Source organism: Sinorhizobium sp. RAC02, assembly GCF_001713395.1.
Classification (GTDB): domain Bacteria; phylum Pseudomonadota; class Alphaproteobacteria; order Rhizobiales; family Rhizobiaceae; genus Shinella.
Map to the genome: position 1 here is coordinate 101,235 of NZ_CP016450.1, position 22,084 is coordinate 123,318.

Here is a 22,084-nt window from a genome sequence, read left to right on the forward strand (position 1 = left end):
TCAAATTGAATGGTCCTTGACGGACCGGAACGTGAAGTACCCGATGATCCAGAGACCGACGGATGCGATCAATACGATGAAGGTATTCAACATACCCAGCGGATACAGCGCGATTTCCGGCTCCCGGGGCGCCACGTAAACTGCGAAATAGCGCTCCTGCTTCTGCGCCTCCTGCATCGCTGTTTCAAGCGAGGCGAGCGAAGCGGTGTAGGCCTTGACCGCAAATTCCTGCTCGACGCTGAGCTCCGTGAAACGGTCGAGCATTTCGGGCAATGCGCGCCCGCCTTCCGCTCCGCTGCGGGTGGTCTTGTTGCTGGAATCGGTCGGAGTGGCCTCGCCGGTAATCCGTCTCTTCTGCTCGACAAGCTGTTCTTCCAGCGCGCTGATCTGCCGCTCGATGACACGGGCCGAGGGCGCGTCGGAACTGATCGAATCGACAAGCGCCTTGTATCGTGTCCTAAGCGATGCGAGTTCCTGCTCAAGCGTGCTTATGATCGCAGCTTCCATCGTTGCGACGGCCGTCGGATCGACGGCCTGTTCCGTCATGCGCAGGTCGGTAATCTGTTTGCGAATGTTGCGCAGGCGCTCTTCCGAACGGGCGACCTGCTGGTTGACCACCTCGATGAACTGTTTGCGCGATTTCTCGGAGAGTGTATTCACCAAATTCTCGGAAACGGTGAGAATGGAATCCGCAACCTGCTTGGCATCCGACGGGGAAAACGCATAGACCTGCATGGTCACGTTTCCGGTCGTCGAATTGAAGCTGACATTGATCATGTCCCGCCAATAGTTGCGGAATTCGTCTAGTGATCCATCCTTGTTTTCGCGGTACAGGAAGTCAATCGACGGGCGCGAGTAGATGTCCCGGATGTCGACGTTCGTCTGTTCCTTTATGTCGGGCAGGATCTGCGCCGAATGAATATAGTCGGCAACGATATAGGAATCGCCGGACTGCGCCGAGTTTCCAACGAGAGCCGAAAGGCCAAGCGCGTTGAAGGAATTCTCGCTGGAGCCGCGGACAGAAAACTGCGTCTCGACAACATATTGTGGGCTGGCGATGAAGAAGTAATAGAGGCTCGTGAGAAATGCAGGGAAAATCGCAGCCGCGAGGAAGGAAATTTTGGCCCAGGGAAGCTTCCGCTTCCGCTTCGGCATTTCAGGCAGCGTCATAATGGTCTTGACGATGTCCTTCGGCAGGGCCGGCCGCGAGTCGGCGCGCTTGCCAAGATTTTCCTCGTCATCGAGCTCTGGATCGGAGCGGTGCCGTGCAGCGGCGGCCTGCTTGATCGCGACGACCTTCTGCTGTGCGGCGCGCTGCTTGGCGCGCTGCTTGGCGATATCCATCAGGCTGCTTGCCTTGGCGTCAGGGGTTTCTGCCGCAGCGGGCGTTTTTTCGTCTTCCACGTCGCTACTCTCTCAAAAGCAAACTGATTGGTCGCCAAGTCATTTGTGGCGGCAGATTATTCGACTTTACCCTTACAAACAACTAAAATGCCGTGCATGAACAAGGCCGAACAATCGTGTCTAGCCGTAGCATGGTTGTCGATCCGGTTGAAGCGGTCCTTTTGTTGCCGGCACTCCTCAGCCAGCAATCTGGTTATTTTGTGATCATTTCTGAAGTCGCGCTCCAGCCCTGGCTTGCGGCGATGAAGTTCGGATTGGCGAAATCCGCGTCGTGCGCCTGGTTACGCTTGCCATAGAGCAGAGGTTTTCCATCCAGTGTGCGCGTTTGCCCGCCTGCGGCGCGCAGCACGGCATCGCCCGCCGCCGTGTCCCATTCCATCGTGCGGCTGAAGCGGGGATAGACATCAGCAAGGCCCTCGGCGACGAGGCAGAACTTCAACGAGGAGCCGATGGCGGTGCAGGCGTCGATGCCGTGGTCTTCGAGGAAGCGAGCGGTTTCCGGCGTATCGTGCGAACGGCTGGCGACGGCGGTTGGCGGCGTGCCCCTGCCACGACAGCCGATCGATTTGCGCTCCCCGATCATAAGGCCGTCCGTGACCGAGAAACGCTCGGCTTGGTTTTCCGCGGCCAGGAAACCGATAGACAAGGCCGGGGCGAGAACGACGCCGGCCACCGGCCCCCCGTCACGGATGAGGGCGATGTTGACGGTGAATTCGTTGCGGCCGGCGACGAACTCCTTCGTTCCGTCGAGTGGATCGACCAGGAAGAACAGTCCGCCGGAAATGTCTGGAACGTCGCCCGCGGCGACCGCTTCTTCCGCGACGATCGGTATCGCCGGGAAATGCCGCTTCAAGGCGGAGAGAATCAGCCGCTCGGCCTCTTCGTCCGCTTCGGTAACCGGCGAACTGTCGGGCTTGTACTGTACGGCGGGGCCGCCGCTGTGGATGGCCATGATGGCGCGGCCGGCGGCGAGCGCGGCGCTTTCCATCACCTGTGTCAGCTCTGCAAGGTCTATCTGCATGGCCTCATGGCTTAGACGCGGCGCGCCTTGAAAGCAATTGCCAGGACGCGCGAACCATATAGTGATGTGGAAAGAGTTCGGCATGCGGCGGACTGCGACGCTCTTCCGTCTTGCCGTTTGTGCTGCATATGCGAATGTGGGGCGACTGATCCGGGAACCCGCATGCGCTACTCCGCTTTTTCGATCTTCAAACAAGCCCTTGCCGGAAACTTAGGCTGGAAGCCCGCCTGGCGGGAGCCGCAGCCGAAGCCGCATTACGACGTGATCATCGTCGGTGGTGGCGGGCATGGCCTTGCGACGGCCTACTATCTCGCCAGGGAATTCGGCGTCCGCAATATCGCGGTGGTGGAAAAGGGCTATCTTGGCTCCGGCAATGTCGGACGCAACACAACGATCGTGCGTTCGAACTACATGCTGGCCGGCAACGAGCCGTTCTATGAGTTCTCGTTGAAGCTCTGGGAAGGGCTGGAGCGGGAGCTCAACTACAATGTCATGCTGTCGCAGCGCGGCATCATCAGCCTCTATCACAACGACAGCCAGCGCGATCATTACACGCGGCGCGGCAATGCGATGATGATGGAAGGGGTGGCGGCCGAGCAGCTCGATCGCGAGACGCTGAAGAAGATGTTGCCCTTCCTCAATTTCGACCACGCGCGTTTCCCGATTATCGGCGGGCTGTTGCAAAAGCGTGCCGGCACGGCGCGGCACGACGCCGTCGCCTGGGGGTTTGCGCGTGGCGCCGACAGGCTTGGCGTCGATCTCATCCAGAATTGCGAGGTTACCGGCATTCGCCGTGAAAACGGCGTGGTCACTGGCGTCGAAACGACGAAGGGCTTCATCGGCTGCAACAAGCTGGCGTTGGCCGCCGCCGGCAACACGTCGCGTGTCGGCGAGATGGCCGGGCTGAAGCCGCCGATCGAGAGCCATGTGCTGCAGGCCTTCGTGACGGAAGGGCTGAAACCCTGCATCGACCACGTCATCACCTATGGCGCCGGCCACTTCTATATCTCGCAGTCGGACAAGGGCGGCCTGGTCTTCGGCGCGGAGATCGACGGCTATTCCTCCTATGCGCAGCGTGGCAATCTCGCGACGGCTGAGCATGTCATGGAGGAGGGGGTGACGATGATCCCCGGTCTTTCCCGCGTGCGGGTCCTGCGCGCCTGGGGTGGCGTCATGGACATGTCGATGGACGGCTCGCCGATCATCGACCGCACATCGATTGATAACCTCTTTCTGAACTGTGGCTGGTGTTATGGCGGCTTCAAGGCGACGCCGGCCTCCGGCTTCTGCTTCGCCCATCTGATCGCCAAGGGCGAGAGCCATCATGTGGCGCGCGCGCTCAGGCTCGATCGTTTCGAGCGTGGTTTCCCGATCGACGAGGCGGGTGTCGGCACCCAGCCCAACCTGCATTGAGTGAGCGATGGCAAGCCTGATTTCCTGCCCGCATTGTGGCACGCGCCCCAAGGAAGAGTTTTCGATCCGCGGCGATGCGACGCCCGTTCGCCCCGCGCCGATGGCCGCCGACGAGGTCTGGAACGACTACATGCATGTCCGCGCCAATCCCCGCGGGCGCATCCGCGAGCACTGGCAGCATATCGCCGGATGCCGGCGCTGGCTGGTGGTGGAACGGGACAATTTTACCCATGAGGTGTTTTCCGTAGCTGACGCGTCCCTCGAGCGGGGAGGCGCCCAATGACCGCTTCCCGTCTCGCCTCCGGCGGCCTCGTCGATCGCAGCCATACGGTGCAGTTCTCGTTTGATGGTGCGAGCCTTTCGGGACATGCCGGCGATACGCTCGCCTCGGCGCTGCTTGCCAATGACAGGCTGCTCGTCAGCCGCAGTTTCAAGTACCATCGCCCGCGCGGCACCGTCACCGCCGGTCCGTCGGAGCCGAACGCGCTCGTCACCGTTGGCAGCGGTGCGCGCCGCGACCCCAATACCAAGGCAACTGTCGCCGAACTTTACGACGGTCTCGTCGCGACGAGCCAGAACCGCTGGCCGAGCCTGTCCTGGGATATTGGCGCGGTGAACAACCTGATGTCGCGCTTTCTCTCGGCCGGCTTCTACTACAAGACCTTCATGTGGCCTGCCGCCTTCTGGGAGAAGGTCTATGAGCCACTGATCCGCCGCGCCGCCGGCCTCGGCCGCACGGATTTGCCGCGCGATCCCGATAGCTACGAAAAGAGCTGGGCGCACTGCGACCTGCTGGTCGTCGGTTCCGGCCCGGCCGGTCTTGCTGCTGCGTTGGTCGCTGCCCGTTCTGGCATGCGCGTCATCCTTGCCGAGCAGGATTTTGTTCTCGGTGGTGCGCTGCTGTCCGAGACGACGCGGTTCGATGGGGAGGCGCCCTTCGTTTTTGCCCGCCGCGTAATCGATGAATTGCAAGGCAACCCGAACGTTACGCTCCTGGCGCGCACGACGGTCTTCGGCTGGTACGATGACAATGTCTTCGGCGCCGTCGAACGGGTGCAGAAGCACAACGCGACCATCGACGCGGCAAAGCCCGTCGAACGGCTATGGCGCATCGTGGCGAAGCACGCTGTTCTCGCGACAGGCGCGGAGGAGCGGCCGCTGGTCTTCGGCGGTAACGACCGGCCGGGCGTGATGATGGCCAGCGCCGTCAGCACCTATGCCAATCGCTTCGGCGTTGCCGCGGGCAAGTCGGTTGCCGTTTTCACCAACGGCTCTTCCGGCTATCGCACGGCGCGGGACCTTACATCGCAGGGCATCGAGATCGCCGCGGTCATCGACACACGGACGAATGCTGCCGATACGGTGCCGGACGGTGTCCGGCTCATTCGCGGTGGAACTGTCATCGACACGAAAGGACATCAGCGTATTCGCGCGATCGTCACGGATCGGGGCGGCTTTGAAGAGCTGATCGCCTGCGACGCCGTCGCCATGTCCGGCGGCTGGAGCCCTGTTATCCATCTTGCCTGCCAGCGCGGCGGAAAACCTGTCTGGTCGGAGGCCCTTCAGGCATTTGAGGCACCCGAGGTGGGAGCGGGCCTGGTGATGGCCGGTGCCGCGGCGGGACATTATCGCCTGTCCGAATGTTTCGAGGACGGTGCGCGCAAGGCTTCGGCGGCCGTCGAGGCGCTTGGGCGCCCGGTTGCCGGTTTCGACCGTCCGGCTGTCGGCGAGGAAATCGATCCCTCTTTCACGGCGCTATGGCATGTGCCGGGCGCAAAATCGAAGGCCTTCGTCGATTTCCAGAACGATGTGCATACCAAGGATCTGGGTCTCGCCGTGCGCGAAGGCTTTGGTCATGTCGAACACGCCAAGCGCTACACGACGGGCGGCATGGCGACGGACCAGGGCAAGCTCGGCAATATCAACGCCATCGGCATTCTGGCCGCAATGCGCGGCGTCAGCCCCGCCGATGTCGGCACCACGACCTTTCGGCCGTTCTATACGCCGGTCTCCTTCGGTGCCCTTGCCGGCACGTCCGTCGACGAACACGCCATGCCGACGCGCCGTTCGCCGCTGCATGGCTGGGCGGCGCGAAATGGCGCAGTCTTCATCGACGCCGGGCTTTGGTACCGTTCCTCCTGGTTCCCCAAAGCGGACGAAAAGACCTGGCGCGAAAGCGTCGACCGTGAAGTGCGCACCGTGCGTGAAAACGCCGGCCTCTGCGATGTCTCGACGCTCGGCAAGATCGAGGTCTTCGGACCGGATGCCGCCGAGTTCCTCAACCGGCTCTACTGCAATCCCGTGCTGAAGCTGCCGGTCGGCAAGGCCCGCTACGGCCTGATGCTGCGCGAGGACGGCATGGTCTATGACGACGGCACGGTGAGCCGGCTTGGCGAGGAGCATTTCCTCGTGACCACGACGACAGCCATGGCGGGCGGTGTGCTTTCGCATATGGAATTTGCCATGCAGGTGCTTTGGCCGGACCTGCGCGTTTGCTTCCTCTCCGTTTCGGATCAGTGGGCGCAGATGTCGATTGCCGGGCCGAAGGCGCGCACCATTCTGCAGACCGTTGTCGAAGACGACCTTTCCAACGCGGCCTTCCCGTTTCTTGCGGCCCGCGAGGTGCGTTTGAAGGGCAATCTGAAGGCGCGGCTTTTCCGCATCTCCTTCTCCGGTGAGCTGGCCTATGAACTGGCGGTGCCGGCCGGCCATGGCGAGGCGGTGGCGGATGCATTGATGCGGGCGGGCCAGCCGCACGGCATCTGCGCCTACGGTGTGGAGGCGTTGAACGTTCTGCGCATCGAGAAGGGCCATGTCACCCACGCCGAACTCGATGGCCGCGTGACGCCGGACGATGCCGGTCTCGGGCGTATGATGGGCACCGGCAAACCGGATTTCATCGGCAAGCGGCTTTCCACCCGCTTCGGCCTGACGGCGGCCGACCGCGCGCAGCTTGTCGGTCTCAAGGCGCTGGAGGCGGACAAGGATTTTCGCGCCGGTGCGCATCTGCTGAAGGATGGCGCCAAACCCTCGACGCTGAACGACCAGGGCTGGGTCAGCTCCACCTGTTTCTCGCCGACGCTCGGTGGCTACATCGCACTCGCCTTCCTGAAGTCCGGGCGCGAGCGCTACGGTGAAAAGATCGTGGTCTGGGATCAGCTGCGTGGGGTCGAGACCATGGCGGAGGTCTGCGATCCGGTCTTCGTCGATCCGGAAAACCGCAAGCTGATGGCGTGAGGTGACAACGATGGCTTACGACTATCAAGCGGTGCACGCGCTGGACGGCACGATCGGCGCGATTTCCGAACGGCGGGCCAACCATCTCGCCGTCCACCGTTCAACAGCCATCGCCATGGTGCTGGCGGCGCCCGACCGCACCACAGAGGCCGCGGGCATCCTTGTTGCGAACGGGGAGTTCGAAGCCCGATTTTCGGGGCCGGGCGAATGGCTGGTCCTGTCCGAGGTGCATGCACCGGAAACGCTTTGCGCCGAATTGTCCGTCCGACTGGGCGATTTCGCCTTCATCATCGACCAGAGCCATGGCCGCGTCGCCCTGACGCTCTCTGGCCTCGATGCCGCGCGCATCCTGGCCAACGGCATTGCCGTCGATCTTCATCAGGATGCGTTTCCGGTCGGCCGGGCGGCGAACGTGCTGTGCAATCATCTGTCGGTCAATCTTGCCCGCACCGCTGCGGACAGCTTCGATCTCGTCGTGATGCGCAGCTTCGCCGAAGCCCTGGTCGGTGACCTCAAGATGATGGCACGCAGCCATGAGCTGTCGGTGGACTTCGCGACGCGCTGACAGGGTATGCCGGATCCGGATCCGGCTTTTCATCGCGCTGCGACCCCAATGCCGACACCCGAAATCGGCAAAGCGACATGAGGTTTCGCACCACGGGCTTGTCGGGCCTCCGGGGGACAAAATAGGCTGTGTTTCGTCCGCAGCACACAGTTCCCTTCAACCCGCCGAAAGCCGGAGTTTTTCATGAAGAGCCATGCAAGGGTCGTCGTCATCGGGGGCGGCGTCGTCGGCTGTTCCGTCCTGTATCATCTTACGAAATTCGGTTGGACCGATGTCGTGCTCGTCGAGCGCTCGGAGCTGACCTCAGGCTCGACCTGGCATGCCGCCGGGGGGATGCACACGATCAATGGCGATCCCAACGTCGCCAAGCTGCAGAAATACACGGTGGAGCTCTACAAGGAGATTGAGGCCTATTCCGGCCAGGATATCGGCCTGCACATGACCTCCGGCATGATGCTGGCATCGACCAAGGACCGCTTCGACTGGATGAAGTCGATCCTCGCCAAGGGCCGTTACATGGGCCTCGACGCGCATCTCCTGACGCCGAAGGAGGCGCACGACCTGATGCCGCTGCTCGACCCCGACCAGTTCGTCGGCGCGGTGTTCGATCCGGTCGAGGGCCATCTCGATCCCTACGGCACGACGCATGCCTATGCGAAATCGGCCAAGAAGAACGGCGCCGACATCTACCTGCACACCAAGGTGGAAGACCTCGTGCAGCGCGAGGACGGCAGTTGGCGCGTCATCACCAACAAGGGCGAGATCATCGCCGAGCATGTCGTCAACTGCGGCGGCCTGTGGGCGCGCGAGGTCGGCCGCATGGTTGGCCTTGAGTTGCCGGTGCTGGCCATGGAGCACATGTACCTCATCACGGAAGACATGCCCGAGGTCATCGAGTTCAACCAGACGCGCGGCAAGGAGCTGATGCACTGCGTCGACTTCGATGGAGAAATCTATCTCCGCCAGGAGCGCAACGGCATGCTGATGGGCACCTATGAAAAGGCCTGCCGCCCGTGGTCGCCGCTGAACACGCCGTGGGACTTCGGCCATGAGCTGCTGGAAGAGGATATCGAGCGCATCACGCCGGAGCTGGAAGTTGGCTTCCGCCACTTTCCGGCCTTCAACAAGGCCGGCATCAAGAAGGTCATCAACGGCCCCTTCACCTTCTCGCCGGACGGCAATCCGCTCGTCGGCCCGGTGCGCGGCATGACGAATTACTGGTCGGCCTGCGCTGTCATGGCCGGCTTCAGCCAGGGCGGCGGCGTGGGTCTCGCGCTTGCCAACTGGATGATCCACGGTGATCCGGGCTTCGACGTCTTCGCCATGGACGTCTCGCGCTATGGTGATTTCGCGACCCTCGGCTACACCAATGCCAAGGTGCGCGAAAACTATTCCCGCCGATTCTCGATCCGCTATCCGAACGAGGAGCTGCCCGGCGGCCGTCCGCTGCTCACGACGCCGATCTATGACAAGCTGAAGGAGGCCGGTGCCGTCTTCGGGGCATCCTATGGCCTGGAGGCGCCGCTGTGGTTTGCGCCAAAGGGTGTCGAGGATCATTTCTCGTGGCGCCGCTCGACGGACTTCGAGACGGTGGGCGCGGAAGCGCGAGCGGTTCGCGACAGTGTCGGCCTGATGGAGACCTCCGGCTTTGCCAAATACGCGGTGACGGGGGAGGGCGCCGAAGCCTGGCTCGACGGGCTGCTGACCTGCCGCATCCCGGCGACGGGTCGCATGACGCTGGCGCCGATGCTGAAGGATGACGGCAAGCTCATCGGCGATTTCACGCTGGCGAAGCTGGGCGAGGGCGATTTCCTGCTCATCGGCTCCGGCATCGCCGAAGACTATCATATGCGCTGGTTCGAGACGCACCTGCCGAAGGATAGCTCGGTTTCGCTCGAAGCGCTGAACCTCGGGCTCGTCGGCCTGGCGATTGCCGGCCCGAAGGCGCGCGACGTGCTGCAGAAGCTGACGCATCAGGACCTTTCGACTGCGGTCTTTCCCTTCATGGCCGTGCGGAAGATGGACCTCGGCATGGCACCGGCGATCGTCGGGCGCGTCAGCTACACGGGTGATCTCGGGTATGAGATCTGGATGAAGCCGCAATACCAGCGCTATCTCTACGACTTGATCCTGGAGGCCGGCGCCGAATTCGGCATCAAGCTCTTCGGCCTCCGGGCGCTCAATGCGCTGCGCCTCGAAAAATCCTATGGCAGCTGGTCGCGGGAGTACCGTCCGCTTTATGGCCCGCTCGAGGCGGGGCTGGAGCGTTTCGTTGCGGTTGGCAAGGGCGCGGACTTCATCGGCAAGGCTGCGGCCAAGGCCGAACGCGAATCAGGTGGTGTTTTGCGGCTGCGCACCTTCATCCTCGAGGCGAAGGATGCTGATGTCATCGGCGACGAGCCGATCTATCTGGACGGCGCGGTGCGTGGCTGGGTGACCTCGGGCGGCTATGCCCATGCGGCCGGCGTTTCGGTTGTCGTCGGCTACGTGCCGAAGGAGATCTCGGACGTCGAGGGGGGCTGGTCGATCGAGCTCCTTGGCGAGGTGCTGGCGGCCCGCTTGCAGCCGGAACCGCTCTTCGATCCGTCCGGCGCGAAAATGCGCGGGTGACCTGATCCACATCACGCAACGCGGTGTATCAAATCGGTACATCGCGTTTTGCAGCTTTCGTGCACTATTTTGCGCAAAAGTGCAGATTTTCCTGCCGTTTTTTTGGTTTCGCTGGCGTTAATTACGTCATTTAACGCTTCTTGCTAAAGAAATTGTCGATCGGGACTTTTTTGGCTTCCCTTTTGTCTCGAAAGCGGTATGGAATCTCCTTGTCTAAACAAGCTCAAAAATGAGCGTCAAGAACAAGAGATGTGGCCTATCAGGAACCGCATCCGGGGGATTATATATATGGAGTACTTCGTCCAGCAGCTCGTCAACGGGCTGACGCTTGGATCTATTTATGGTTTGATAGCCATCGGCTACACCATGGTTTACGGCATCATCGGCATGATCAATTTCGCCCATGGCGATATCTTCATGCTGGGTGGATTTGCCGCTCTCATCGTCTTCCTTCTCCTCACCAGCATCTTTGCCGGCCTCCCGGTCGTGCTTCTGCTGTTGGTGATGATCGCCGCGGCCATGCTGACGGCGTCCCTGTGGAACTGGACGATCGAGAAGGTGGCCTACCGGCCGCTGCGCGGTTCGTTCCGTCTTGCGCCGCTGATCACCGCAATCGGCATGTCGATCGCGCTGTCGAACTTCATTCAGGTCACGCAGGGTCCGCGCAACAAGCCGATCCCGCCGCTTGTCTCGTCCGTCTACAACGTCTTCGGCATCTCGATTTCGCTGAAGCAGATCATCATTATGATCCTGACGGTCAGCCTGCTGACGATCTTCTGGTATATCGTTAACAAGACGGCACTCGGCCGCGCCCAGCGCGCAACCGAACAGGATCGCAAGATGGCGGCACTGCTCGGCATCGACGTCGATCGCACGATCTCGGTGACCTTCATCATGGGTGCCTCGCTCGCAGCCGTCGCCGGTACGATGTACCTGATGTATTACGGCGTGACCGTCTTCACAGATGGCTTCGTGCCGGGCGTCAAGGCCTTCACGGCTGCCGTTCTGGGCGGTATCGGCTCGCTGCCGGGCGCCGTTCTCGGCGGCATGCTCATCGGTCTCATCGAGAGCCTGTGGTCCGCCTACTTCACCATCGACTACAAGGACGTTGCGACGTTCTCCATCCTCGCCATCGTCCTGATCTTCAAGCCGTCCGGCATTCTCGGACGACCGGAAGTCGAGAAGGTTTGATTACATGGCCAACATTTCGAACACTCATGAGAGCGCCGGCGGTAACCTGACGGCGCGGGCTCTGCGCGAGGGCTTTTATGCCGGCGTCATCTCGCTTGGCCTCTTCGTCCTCTTCGTCGGTCTCGAGACCACGCAGAACATCCGCAACGAGCTTGTGCTGAACCAGCGCTGGGGTCTGCTCGCGATCTTCGTGATCGTGGCTGCCGTCGGCCGCTTCCTTTCGGTGGCCTATCTGCGCCCCTGGCTGGCGGCCCGCAAGGCCACCGCGTCCGCAAAAGCTTCCACAGACACGGAAGAAAGCTTCTTCAAGCGCAACTTCAGCAAGATCGCCATCGTTGCACTGATCTTCTATCCGCCGCTCATGGTCATGCTCTTCGGCGTGCAGGGCTCGCTGAAGTGGGTCGACAATTTCGGCATCCAGATCCTCATCTACGTGATGCTGGCCTGGGGCCTGAACATCGTGGTCGGCCTCGCCGGTCTGCTCGATCTCGGCTATGTCGCCTTCTATGCGGTCGGCGCCTATTCCTACGCGCTGCTGTCGCAGTATTTCGGCCTGTCCTTCTGGGTGTTGCTGCCGCTTGCCGGCATCCTCGCCGCCTTCTGGGGCATGATTCTCGGCTTCCCGGTGCTGCGTCTCAAGGGCGACTATCTCGCCATCGTCACGCTTGCCTTCGGGGAAATCATCCGTCTCGTCCTGATAAACTGGACGGAAGTGACCAAGGGCACGTTCGGCGTCTCGGGCATTCCGAAGGCTTCGGTCTTCGGCATCTGGTCCTTCGACGTCAGCGCACCGAATAACTTCGCCAAGGTCTTCGAACTGCCGATGTCGTCGGCCTACTACAAGATCTTCCTGTTCTATCTCATCCTGGCGCTGGCTCTCCTGACCGCCTACGTGACGATCCGCCTGCGCCGCATGCCGATCGGCCGTGCCTGGGAAGCGCTGCGCGAAGACGAGATCGCCTGCCGTTCGCTCGGCATCAACACGGTGACGACCAAGCTGACGGCCTTTTCCATCGGCGCGATGTTCGGCGGTTTTGCCGGCTCGTTCTTCGCCGTGCGTCAGGGCTTCGTCTCGCCGGAAAGCTTCGTCTTCCTCGAATCGGCAATCATCCTCGCCATCGTGGTTCTCGGCGGCATGGGCTCGCTGATCGGCATCGCCGTTGCGGCGGTGGTCATGGTCGGCGGCACCGAGCTTCTGCGTGAAATGACGTTCCTGAAGAGCATCTTCGGGCCGGACTTCACGCCGGAACTCTACCGCATGCTGATCTTCGGTCTGGCGATGGTCGTCGTCATGGTCCTGAAGCCGCGCGGTTTCGTCGGAAGCCGTGAACCGACGGCCTTCCTGAAGGAACGCAAGAACGTCTCCGGAAGCTTCACCAAGGAAGGGCACGGCTGATGGCCCCCATGACGAATGTGACGGCGACGAATACGGTAGCGACGAACACGATGACGAAAGATCCCATCCTCACGGTCGAGCACCTCTCGATGCGCTTTGGTGGCCTCATGGCCATCAACGACCTCTCCTTCGAGGCCGAGCGCGGCGAGATCACGGCGCTGATCGGCCCGAACGGCGCCGGCAAGACCACGGTCTTCAACTGCGTCACCGGCTTCTACAAGCCGACCATGGGCATGATCACCATGCGCCAGAAAGCGGGCAAGGATTTCCTGCTCGAGCGCATGACCGACTTCGAGATCACCCGTGATGCCAAGGTGGCGCGCACCTTCCAGAACATCCGGCTCTTCTCGGGCCTGACGGTTCTCGAAAACCTGCTCGTCGCCCAGCACAACAAGCTGATGAAGGCGTCGGGCTATACCATCCTCGGCCTGCTCGGTTTCCCGACCTACAAGAAGGCTTCGGCGGAATCGATCGAGCTCGCCAAGTACTGGCTGGACAAGGCAAACCTCACCGAGCGTGCCGACGATCCGGCCGGCGACCTGCCTTACGGCGCGCAGCGCCGTCTGGAAATTGCCCGCGCCATGTGCACGGGGCCGGAATTCCTCTGCCTCGACGAACCGGCAGCCGGCCTCAATCCGCGTGAATCGCTGGCGCTCAACGAACTCCTGCGCTCCATCCGCAAGGACAGCGGCACGTCGATCCTGCTCATCGAGCACGACATGTCGGTCGTCATGGAAATTTCCGACCATGTGGTCGTGCTCGAATACGGGCAGAAGATTTCCGACGGCACGCCGGACCATGTGAAGAACGATCCGAGGGTTATCGCGGCCTATCTCGGTGTTGAAGATGATGAGGTCGAAGAGGTGATCGAGGAAATCGAGGTTATCGCAGAGAGCGAAGGCCCGCAGGGAGGGTCGCACTCATGAGCGATACGCTTCTCAGCGTTCAGGGCGTGGAAACCTATTACGGCAATATCCGCGCACTCGCCGGCGTCAATGTCGATGTGAAGAAGGGTGAGATCGTCAGCCTGATCGGCGCGAACGGCGCCGGCAAGTCGACCCTGATGATGACGATCTGCGGCAGCCCGCAGGCCCGCACCGGTACCATCACCTTCGATGGCGAGGATATCACGCGCCTGCCGACGCATCTCATCGCACGACGCCGCGTTGCTCAGTCGCCGGAAGGTCGCCGTATTTTTCCGCGCATGACCGTGTTTGAAAACCTTCAGATGGGTGCAAGCCTCGACAATCTGAAGTTCTTCAACGAGGACGTGGAGAAGATCTTCACGCTCTTCCCGCGCCTCAAGGAACGCCAGGCCCAGCGCGGCGGCACGCTTTCGGGCGGCGAGCAGCAGATGCTGTCCATCGGCCGCGCGCTGATGGCGCGTCCAAAACTGCTTCTGCTCGACGAACCGTCACTCGGGCTTGCGCCGCTGATCATCAAGCAGATCTTCGACGCCATCAAGGTCTTGAACCAGGAACAGGGGTTGACCGTGTTCCTCGTCGAGCAGAACGCGTTCGCCGCCCTCAAACTCTCCAACCGGGCCTATGTGATGGTCAACGGTCAGGTGACGATGAGCGGTTCGGGCAAGGAACTTCTGGCCAACCCGGAAGTGCGCGCCGCCTATCTCGAAGGTGGACGCCACTAAGGCGGTCGCACGGGAGCCCCTCGCGGGGAACCTGTGCAGATGTAAGAAGTTACAGCGACCTGCGCGTCATGGCATGATGTGCAACGCTGTAGGGGAGATAAGAAAATGCAGGGAATTCTCTACGAAGAACCATCCATCTGGCAGTTCCTGTTCATCACCGTCATCATGGGCGGCTGGACTGCTTGGCGCACGGGCAAGAGCGTCGCCGAGAACTGGCAGAACTACACGACGTTGCTAATTTACGTCCTGCTTTTGGGCGGCGCGATCCGTTTCATCCATCACGCGCTGTTCCACGGCAGCATGCTGACAGTGCAGTACTATGTCGTGGACACCGCCGTGCTTTTGTTGTTTGCTACGCTCGGTTACCGCTACTACCGCACGCGGCAAATGACCAACAACTACTATTGGCTCTATGAAAAGGCATCGCCTTTCTCCTGGAAGTCGAAATAATCAGAGGGAACTCCGCAGCCGGTTCTCGGCTGCGGCATAGCGATATCGGCGCAATGAATGCGGGTGTTGCGACCGGTTGAAACGAACCCGCTAAAATTTGGGAGTAATAATATGAAGAAGTCTCTCATGTCGGCCGTTGCTTTGGCTGCAATGGTCGCATTCAGCGGCAGCGCCTGGGCCGATATCCTGATCGGCGTCGGCGGCCCGCTGACCGGTCCGAATGCTGCCTTTGGCGCGCAGCTGCAGAAGGGTGCCGAGCAGGCTGCTGCCGACATCAACGCAGCCGGCGGCATCAATGGCGAGCAGATCAAGGTCGTGCTCGGCGACGACGTTTCCGACCCGAAGCAGGGCGTTTCGGTCGCCAACAAGTTCGTTGCTGACGGTGTGAAGTTCGTTGTCGGTCACTTCAACTCGGGCGTTTCGATCCCGGCTTCGGAAATCTACGCCGAAAACGGCATCCTGCAGATTTCGCCTGCCTCGACCAACCCGACCTACACCGAGCGTGGCCTGTGGAACACCTTCCGTACCTGCGGTCGTGACGACCAGCAGGGCGCCGTAGCCGGTTCCTTCATCGCGGCGAACTTCAAGGACGCCAAGGTTGCCATCCTGCACGACAAGACCCCGTATGGTCAGGGCCTTGCAGATGAAACCAAGAAGGCAACGAACGAAGCTGGCATCACTGAAGCCATCTATGAAGGCGTCAACGTCGGCGACAAGGACTTCTCGGCTCTCATCGCCAAGATGAAGGAAGCCGGCGTATCGGTCGTCTATTGGGGCGGCCTGCACACCGAGTTCGGCCTCATCGAGCGCCAGGCTGCCGACCAGGGCCTGAAGGCTCAGTTCATCTCGGGCGACGGTATCGTTTCGAACGAACTGGCTTCCATCGCTGGCGACGCCGTTGACGGCACGCTGATGACGTTTGCTCCGGATCCGCGCAAGAACGAAGCCGCCAAGGAGATCGTCGAGAAGTTCCGCGCAGCCGGCTTCGAGCCGGAAGCCTACACGCTCTACGCCTACGCTGCCGTTCAGGTCATCGCTGAAGGCGCCAAGGCTGCCGGCGGTACCGATCCGCAGGCCGTTGCCGAAGCCATCAAGTCGAAGGGTCCGTTCAAGACGGCTATCGGCGAACTCGGCTTCGACGAAAAGGGCGACATCACTCGTCCGGACTACGTTCTGTACACCTGGAAGAAGGGTGACGACGGCAAGTACACCTACTTCCAGAACGAGTAGTCATTGTTTACGGAACGGGCGGTGCATCGACGCCGCCCGGCCGCTTAACCTCAAGCCCGGCTCTGTGCCGGGCTTTTTTGTTAGACTTCGTGGAGGACGTGGGCCGCCTTGACGGCCGCGGATGCGCGGTTCTCGACGCCGAGCTTCACGTAGATCTGTTCGAGATGCTTGGTGACGGTGCGTGAACTCAGTCCCAGGATTTCGCCGATATCCCGGTTGGCCTTGCCCTTTGCGATCCACAGCAGCACCTCGGATTCGCGCTGGGTCAGCGAAAAATGCTGGCGCAGGATCTCGTCGTCGGACAGCCGGTTTTCGGCCGTCAGGCGGAAAAGATACTCGTCCGCACCGATCGCGCCAAGGAAGGAGAGTTGCAGGCTTGCCTGGCCTGCCTGCCGGATGGCGAAGGTGGTTTCGCGCGCCATGCCCGGCCGCTCGCGCGCCTTCATCCATGTGCGGATGTGCACCGATACCGCGTCGAGCCCTTCGTCACTGCCGGTGGCGGCATTGACGAGGCGTGTCGCCTGCGGCGTCGACCAGCGGATTTTTCCCTCACCGCTCACGGCAAGCAGATGCCGGCCCGCCGCATCCAGCGCGACGCGGGCGCTCTGGGCGGAGCGGGCATTGGTGAGGTGCACGCGGATACGAGCACGCAGCTCGTCGATGTTGATCGGTTTGGTGAGGTAGTCGACGCCGCCGGCCTCGAGTGCCCGCACGACATGTTCGGTCTCGGTCAGCCCGGTCATGAAGACGACGGGCACGGGGCTTGCCGCCGGGTTCGCCTTCAGGCGCTGGCAGGTCTCGAAACCGTCCATGCCGGGCATGACGGCATCGAGAAGGATCATGTCCGGGGTGATGCGGTCGACGATGTTCAGCGCCGAGGCGCCGGAGGTGGCGATCAGCACGGAAAAGCCAGATTGCTCCAGCGCTTCGGTCAGAAAGCCAAGGGCTTCGGGTGAATCGTCGACGATGAGGACGATATCGCGCGGGGTGGCCGTTTCAGTCACGGGCAGCGTCCTCTTCTGGGTCCATGGTCTTCAGGAAAGCATCATAGCCGGAAAGGTCGAAGGCCTGCACATAGGCGCGCACCGCATCGGTGAAGGGCTGGTGTTCGGGCGTGCGGGCGATCTCGGCGAGCTTCGCCTCGATGCCGCGCACATAGCCGATCTCGCCGAGCCGGATCAATTCCTGCACATGGGTCTCCGCCGGAATGATGATGGCGGCCTTTTCCGGCTCCTTCACCATCGTCTCGCCCCGATAGATCCAGTCGAGCCGCATATGCAAGGCAAGCTTGTCGGCAAGCTGGCGAATGTCGAAGGGTTTTGCCAGCGTGTCGTTGTGGCCGTTCTGGGCGGAGGCAGAGCCGTCGCCGATATTGGCCGAGAGCATGATGATCGGGCTGGACTGCCCGAGAATGCGCAGCCGTTCCACCAGTTCCCAGCCGTTCATGCCGGGCATGGAAATGTCGATCAGGAACAGGTCGGGCTTCACGCCCTCGATGAGGGACAAGCAATCTGCAGCGCTTCGGGCGGTCAGAACGGTGAAATCGAGCGGTCGCAGCACCTCTTCCATCAGGTTGCGGTGGTCCGCATTGTCGTCCACCACGAGAATGGTCCGCCGCGGCCCGCTATACCCCTTGATATGCAGGACCTTCGGTGCCGTCGGGCGGTCGATCGCCGAGAGCATGAGGCGCACCTTGAACTCCGTGCCCTTATCGCGCTCGCTCTTCACCGAAATCTCGCCGCCGAGCGTCTGGGTGAGCAGCCGGGTGATGGTCAGGCCGAGACCGAGACCCGGCATGCGACCATGTTCGGCATCGCCGCGCTGGAAGGGCTCGAAGATACGCGGCAGGTCCTTTTCCAGGATGCCCCGCCCGCTATCGGCGACGGTGAAGGTCGCGACCTGGCTGCGATAGATGACATCGAGCGAGATGCGACCGCTGTCGGTGAATTTCATCGCATTGGAGATGAGGTTGACGAGGATCTGGCGCAGGCGTTTCTCGTCGGTGCGCACATATTGCGGCAGGCTGGCGGAGCGGCTGTGCTCGAACGCCACGCCCTTCGCCTGGGCCTGCGGACGAAACATCTCGATGATCTGGTCGAGGAATTCGTGGATGTTGATCTCGTTCGAATAAACCTGCAGCTTGCCGGCCTCGATCTTGGAAATGTCGAGCAGGCCGTCGATCAGTCCCGAGAGGTGGTCGGCGCTGCGCTTGATGACGCGGATAGCGCCCTGGCGCTGCGGGGGTATGCTCTCGTCGCGCTCCAGCACCTGGGCATAGCCGAGCACGGCATTGAGCGGCGTGCGCAGCTCGTGGCTGAGGCCGACGACGTAGCGGCTCTTGGCGCGGTTGGCAGCCTCGGCCGTTTCCTTCGCCTGCTGGAGCGCTGCGTCGGTTTTCTTGTGCGCGGCGATTTCCTTGAGGAGGAGGGTGGTCTGGCGCGACGATTCTTCTTCGGCGACGACCCGGCTGTCATGCGCCAGCACATAGAACCAGCAGACGATGCCCGCCACCACGGCAAAGACGAAGAAGACGATGGCGATGGTGCGTTCCACCACGGTGGCCGTCTCAGGTGAGCTGGTGGCGACCTGATGGGCGATCATGGCGAGGATGATGCCCATGCCGGTGATGGAGAGGGCGGTCGCGATGCCGTAGCGGCCAAGGCGCGTGCCGAGCGCTGCCGTCACCGGCGCCGGCAGGATGGTTTTTGCAACACCTGCTACCTGCGCGTTGAAGCGCGCTTTCGGCTTGCAGAGGTCATGGCAGCGGCTGTCGAGCGAACAGCAGAGCGAGCAGATCGGCGCGGCATAGGCCGGGCACCAGGCCATGTCTTCCGGCTCGAAGGGGTGCTCGCAGATCGAGCAGGTGATGGAGTGCAGCTTTGCCCAGCTTTTCCGAGGTTTTCGCGCCAGATAATATTTGCCGCCGGTTGCCCAGGCGATGGCGGGAGAGGCGATGAAGGCGACGACTGCGGCGATGTAGGGCGCCAGCGAGGCGGGGATGTCGCCGAAGGTGCCGAAATGGGCGGTGAGCGCGATGATCGCCGACAGCGTCATCGCGCCGAGACCGACCGGGTTGATGTCGTAGAGATGGGCGCGCTTGAACTCGATGCCGGGGGGCGAGAGGCCGAGCGGCTTGTTGAGGAAGAGGTCGGCCGAGATCGTGCAGAGCCAAGCCATGGCGACGATGGAGAATACACCGAGCGTCTCCTCCAGGAGCCGGTAGATGCCGAGCTCCATCAGGAGCAGCGCGATCGCCACATTGAAGACGAGCCAGATGACACGGCCGGGATGGCTGTGGGTCAGGCGCGAGAAGAAGTTCGACCAGGCGAGCGAGCCCGCATAGGCGTTCATCACATTGATCTTCAGCTGCGAGACCACCACGAAGGCGACCATCAGCAGCAGGGCCGCACTATCCCACGGCAGCATGTAGCCGAAGGCGGTATAGTACATCTGCGCCGGATCGGCCGCCCGGGTGGAGGGTACGCCGGCCGACAGCGCCAGCACCACGAGGAACGACCCGGCGATCAGTTTCGGCGCACCGACGATGACCCAGCCGGCGCCGGCGAGAAACACCGCGATGCGGTGGTGCAGCTTGCGCTGCCCGTCCGGCGGCAGGAAACGCAAAAAATCCACCTGCTCGCCGATCTGCGCCATCAGCGCGAAAATGACGGCGGAGGCTGCGCCGAACTCGACGAGGTTGAAGGGCGCATAGGTGCCGGGTGGGCCGGAAGCGTGGTGCAGGCCGGAATAGGCGAGCCACAGGTCGATCTTCTCCCAGTCCGCGAAGGCGATGAAGACGAAGGGGAGGATGTTGAGCACGATCCAGAAAGGCTGGGTGATGAGCTGGAAGCGCGAGATGAGCTGCACGCCGTGCGTCACCAGCGGAATGACCACCACGGACGAAATGATGTAGCCGATCCACAGCGGTATGCCGAGCGCCAGCTCCAGCGCGCCGGACATGATGGAGGCCTCGATGGCGAACAGGATGAAGGTGAAACTCGCATAGATCAACGAGGTGAGCGTCGAGCCGATATAGCCGAAGCTAGCACCGCGCGTGAGAAGATCGATGTCGACGCCGTGGCGGATCGCGTAGCGACTGATCGGCAGGCCGACCAGCAGGATCATCAGGCTGGCGACGACGATGGCGACGATGGCGTTCGTCGTGCCGTAGGACATGGTGATCGCGCCGCCGATCGCTTCCAGAGCCAGGAATGATATGGCGCCGATCGCGGTCTGCGAGATGCGGTCGGAGGAGAAGCGCCGTGCGCTCTTGGCTGTGAAACGCAGCGCATAGTCTTCCAGCGTCTGGTTGGCGACCCAGCGATTGTACTCGCGGCGGATCGGTATGATGCGCTGGCGTGCGGCCATGTGTTCCTGCTGTTCCCAAGGCCCGTTATCCGGCCGTCCGAACCTTCGTAACACAGATGGTGCATGCCCGAAATTGGTGCATCGCGGCAAATGCTTCCCGCTTACCCCCGGCAACTACGCAATATGACGTATGTGCAGCGCAGCATCGCTGCCCGATAGTTTGTTAAGCAACGGTAAAAAAGCTTCCGCCCCGTTGCGGTCAAAAAAAGAACTAGAGGGGTTCCGACATGTCCATCAAGGCGCGCGCCACCGGCGCATTGCTTGCAGCCATTCTTTCGACGACCGCCTTCCACGGCGCTTTCGCAGCCGACGATACGATCAAGGTCGGCATCCTGCATTCGCTTTCCGGCACCATGGCCATCTCCGAGACGACGCTCAAGGATGCCATGCTCATGCTCATCGACGAGCAGAACAAGAAGGGCGGCCTGCTGGGCAAGAAGCTCGAAGCCGTCGTCGTCGATCCGGCCTCCGACTGGCCGCTCTTCGCCGAAAAGGCGCGTGAGCTCGTTTCGGTCAACAAGGTCTCGGCCGTGTTCGGCTGCTGGACGTCCGTTTCACGCAAATCCGTGCTTCCGGTCTTCGAAGAGCTGAACTCGATCCTCTTCTACCCCGTCCAGTACGAGGGCGAAGAAAGCCAGCGCAACGTGTTCTATACGGGTGCGGCGCCGAACCAACAGGCGATCCCGGCCGTCGATTATCTCGCCGAGAATGAAGGCGTCGAGCGCTGGGTTCTCGCCGGCACCGACTACGTCTATCCGCGCACGACCAACAAAATTCTCGAAGCCTATCTGATCTCCAAGGGCGTGAAGCCCGAGGACATCATGATCAACTACACGCCGTTCGGCCATTCCGACTGGCAGACGATCGTCTCCGACATCAAGAAGTTCGGCTCGGCCGGCAAGAAGACCGCCGTGGTCTCCACCATCAACGGCGACGCCAACGTTCCCTTCTACAAGGAACTTGGCAACCAGGGCGTCAAGGCGGAAGACATTCCGGTCGTCGCCTTCTCGGTCGGCGAAGAGGAACTGGCCGGTCTGGATACGACGCCGCTCGTCGGCCACCTGGCTGCCTGGAACTATTTCCAGTCCGTCGAGAACCCGTCGAATGCCGAGTTCATCAAGACGTGGAAGGCCTTCACCAAGAACGAAAAGCGCGTCACCAACGACCCGATGGAAGCGCACTATATCGGCTTCAACATGTGGCTGAAGGCCGTCGAAAAGGCCGGCACGACAGACACGGACGCCGTGCTCGACGCGATGATCGGCGTCTCCGTGCCGAACCTCTCGGGCGGTCTCTCCACCATGATGCCGAACCACCACATCACGAAGCCCGTGCTGATTGGCGAAATCCAGGCCGACGGCCAGTTCGAGACCGTGTGGGAAACGCCCGGCCTCGTGGTCGGCGACGAGTGGTCTGACTTCCTGGCCGACTCCAAGGACCTGATCGCGGATTGGCGTGCGCCGATGTCGTGCGGCAACTTCAACGTGGCCACCGGCAAGTGCGGCGGCAAGGGTTCCTGATCCTGAAGGCTTGATGTCTGCCGCGCGTCTC

At 61.9% G+C, this 22,084-nt stretch carries 16 protein-coding genes; 12 read left to right on the forward strand and 4 right to left on the reverse strand.

What is annotated here, in order from left to right:
* A complete protein-coding gene (locus BSY16_RS00465) occupies positions 1-1,404 on the reverse strand; it encodes a KpsE/RkpR family capsule polysaccharide export protein (RefSeq protein ID WP_069057848.1) in 1,404 nt (467 codons plus the stop codon).
* A 193-nt stretch (positions 1,405-1,597) separates the two neighbouring features.
* Positions 1,598-2,404, reverse strand: a complete 807-nt coding sequence (gene cysQ / locus BSY16_RS00470; protein WP_069061284.1) for a 3'(2'),5'-bisphosphate nucleotidase CysQ — start codon at positions 2,402-2,404, stop codon at positions 1,598-1,600.
* Between the two features lie 183 nt (positions 2,405-2,587).
* On the opposite strand from cysQ, the gene BSY16_RS00475 reads away from it, so the two are divergent.
* The 11 genes from BSY16_RS00475 (at position 2,588) to BSY16_RS00525 (ending at position 16,165) form a co-directional block, all read left to right on the forward strand.
* The gene (locus BSY16_RS00475) at positions 2,588-3,838 is read left to right on the forward strand and encodes a sarcosine oxidase subunit beta family protein (protein WP_069057849.1); all 1,251 of its coding nucleotides are present in this window, start codon (positions 2,588-2,590) and stop codon (positions 3,836-3,838) included.
* Between the two features lie 7 nt (positions 3,839-3,845).
* Positions 3,846-4,121: a sarcosine oxidase subunit delta gene (locus BSY16_RS00480; protein ID WP_069057850.1), complete on the forward strand. Its 276-nt coding sequence runs from the start codon at positions 3,846-3,848 to the stop codon at positions 4,119-4,121.
* Positions 4,118-7,075 carry a sarcosine oxidase subunit alpha family protein gene (locus BSY16_RS00485; protein WP_069057851.1) on the forward strand — a complete coding sequence of 986 codons (2,958 nt, stop codon included), beginning with the start codon at positions 4,118-4,120 and terminating at the stop codon, positions 7,073-7,075. Before BSY16_RS00480 ends, BSY16_RS00485 begins: the two co-directional genes overlap by 4 nt.
* A gap of 10 nt (positions 7,076-7,085) precedes the next feature.
* A complete protein-coding gene (locus BSY16_RS00490; RefSeq protein ID WP_069057852.1) occupies positions 7,086-7,640 on the forward strand; it encodes a sarcosine oxidase subunit gamma in 555 nt (184 codons plus the stop codon).
* Positions 7,641-7,823: 183 nt separating this feature from the next.
* The gene (locus BSY16_RS00495) at positions 7,824-10,250 is read left to right on the forward strand and encodes a GcvT family protein (RefSeq protein WP_069057853.1); all 2,427 of its coding nucleotides are present in this window, start codon (positions 7,824-7,826) and stop codon (positions 10,248-10,250) included.
* 288 nt (positions 10,251-10,538) lie between these two features.
* A complete protein-coding gene (locus BSY16_RS00500; RefSeq protein ID WP_069057854.1) occupies positions 10,539-11,441 on the forward strand; it encodes a branched-chain amino acid ABC transporter permease in 903 nt (300 codons plus the stop codon).
* A 4-nt stretch (positions 11,442-11,445) separates the two neighbouring features.
* Complete coding sequence (gene livM / locus BSY16_RS00505; protein WP_069057855.1) at positions 11,446-12,837, forward strand: high-affinity branched-chain amino acid ABC transporter permease LivM; 1,392 nt, start codon at positions 11,446-11,448, stop codon at positions 12,835-12,837.
* An 8-nt stretch (positions 12,838-12,845) separates the two neighbouring features.
* A complete protein-coding gene (locus tag BSY16_RS00510; protein ID WP_069061285.1) occupies positions 12,846-13,763 on the forward strand; it encodes an ABC transporter ATP-binding protein in 918 nt (305 codons plus the stop codon).
* Complete coding sequence (locus tag BSY16_RS00515) at positions 13,760-14,485, forward strand: ABC transporter ATP-binding protein (protein ID WP_069057856.1); 726 nt, start codon at positions 13,760-13,762, stop codon at positions 14,483-14,485. Before BSY16_RS00510 ends, BSY16_RS00515 begins: the two co-directional genes overlap by 4 nt.
* Positions 14,486-14,590: 105 nt before the next feature.
* The gene (locus tag BSY16_RS00520; RefSeq protein WP_069057857.1) at positions 14,591-14,935 is read left to right on the forward strand and encodes a DUF6867 family protein; all 345 of its coding nucleotides are present in this window, start codon (positions 14,591-14,593) and stop codon (positions 14,933-14,935) included.
* A gap of 111 nt (positions 14,936-15,046) precedes the next feature.
* Positions 15,047-16,165, forward strand: coding sequence for a branched-chain amino acid ABC transporter substrate-binding protein (locus BSY16_RS00525; RefSeq protein WP_069057858.1), 1,119 nt, complete (start codon positions 15,047-15,049; stop codon positions 16,163-16,165).
* Between the two features lie 80 nt (positions 16,166-16,245).
* Here BSY16_RS00525 and BSY16_RS00530 read toward each other — a convergent pair whose 3' ends face one another.
* Together BSY16_RS00530 and BSY16_RS00535 are read right to left on the reverse strand one after the other, a co-directional pair.
* Positions 16,246-17,169, reverse strand: coding sequence for a response regulator transcription factor (locus BSY16_RS00530; protein ID WP_069057859.1), 924 nt, complete (start codon positions 17,167-17,169; stop codon positions 16,246-16,248).
* Complete coding sequence (locus tag BSY16_RS00535; protein ID WP_069057860.1) at positions 17,162-20,533, reverse strand: hybrid sensor histidine kinase/response regulator; 3,372 nt, start codon at positions 20,531-20,533, stop codon at positions 17,162-17,164. Before BSY16_RS00535 ends, BSY16_RS00530 begins: the two co-directional genes overlap by 8 nt.
* A 227-nt stretch (positions 20,534-20,760) precedes the next feature.
* Between BSY16_RS00535 and urtA the strand changes: the two genes are divergently transcribed.
* Positions 20,761-22,053 carry an urea ABC transporter substrate-binding protein gene (urtA, locus tag BSY16_RS00540; RefSeq protein WP_069057861.1) on the forward strand — a complete coding sequence of 431 codons (1,293 nt, stop codon included), beginning with the start codon at positions 20,761-20,763 and terminating at the stop codon, positions 22,051-22,053.
* Positions 22,054-22,084 lie beyond the last annotated feature (31 nt).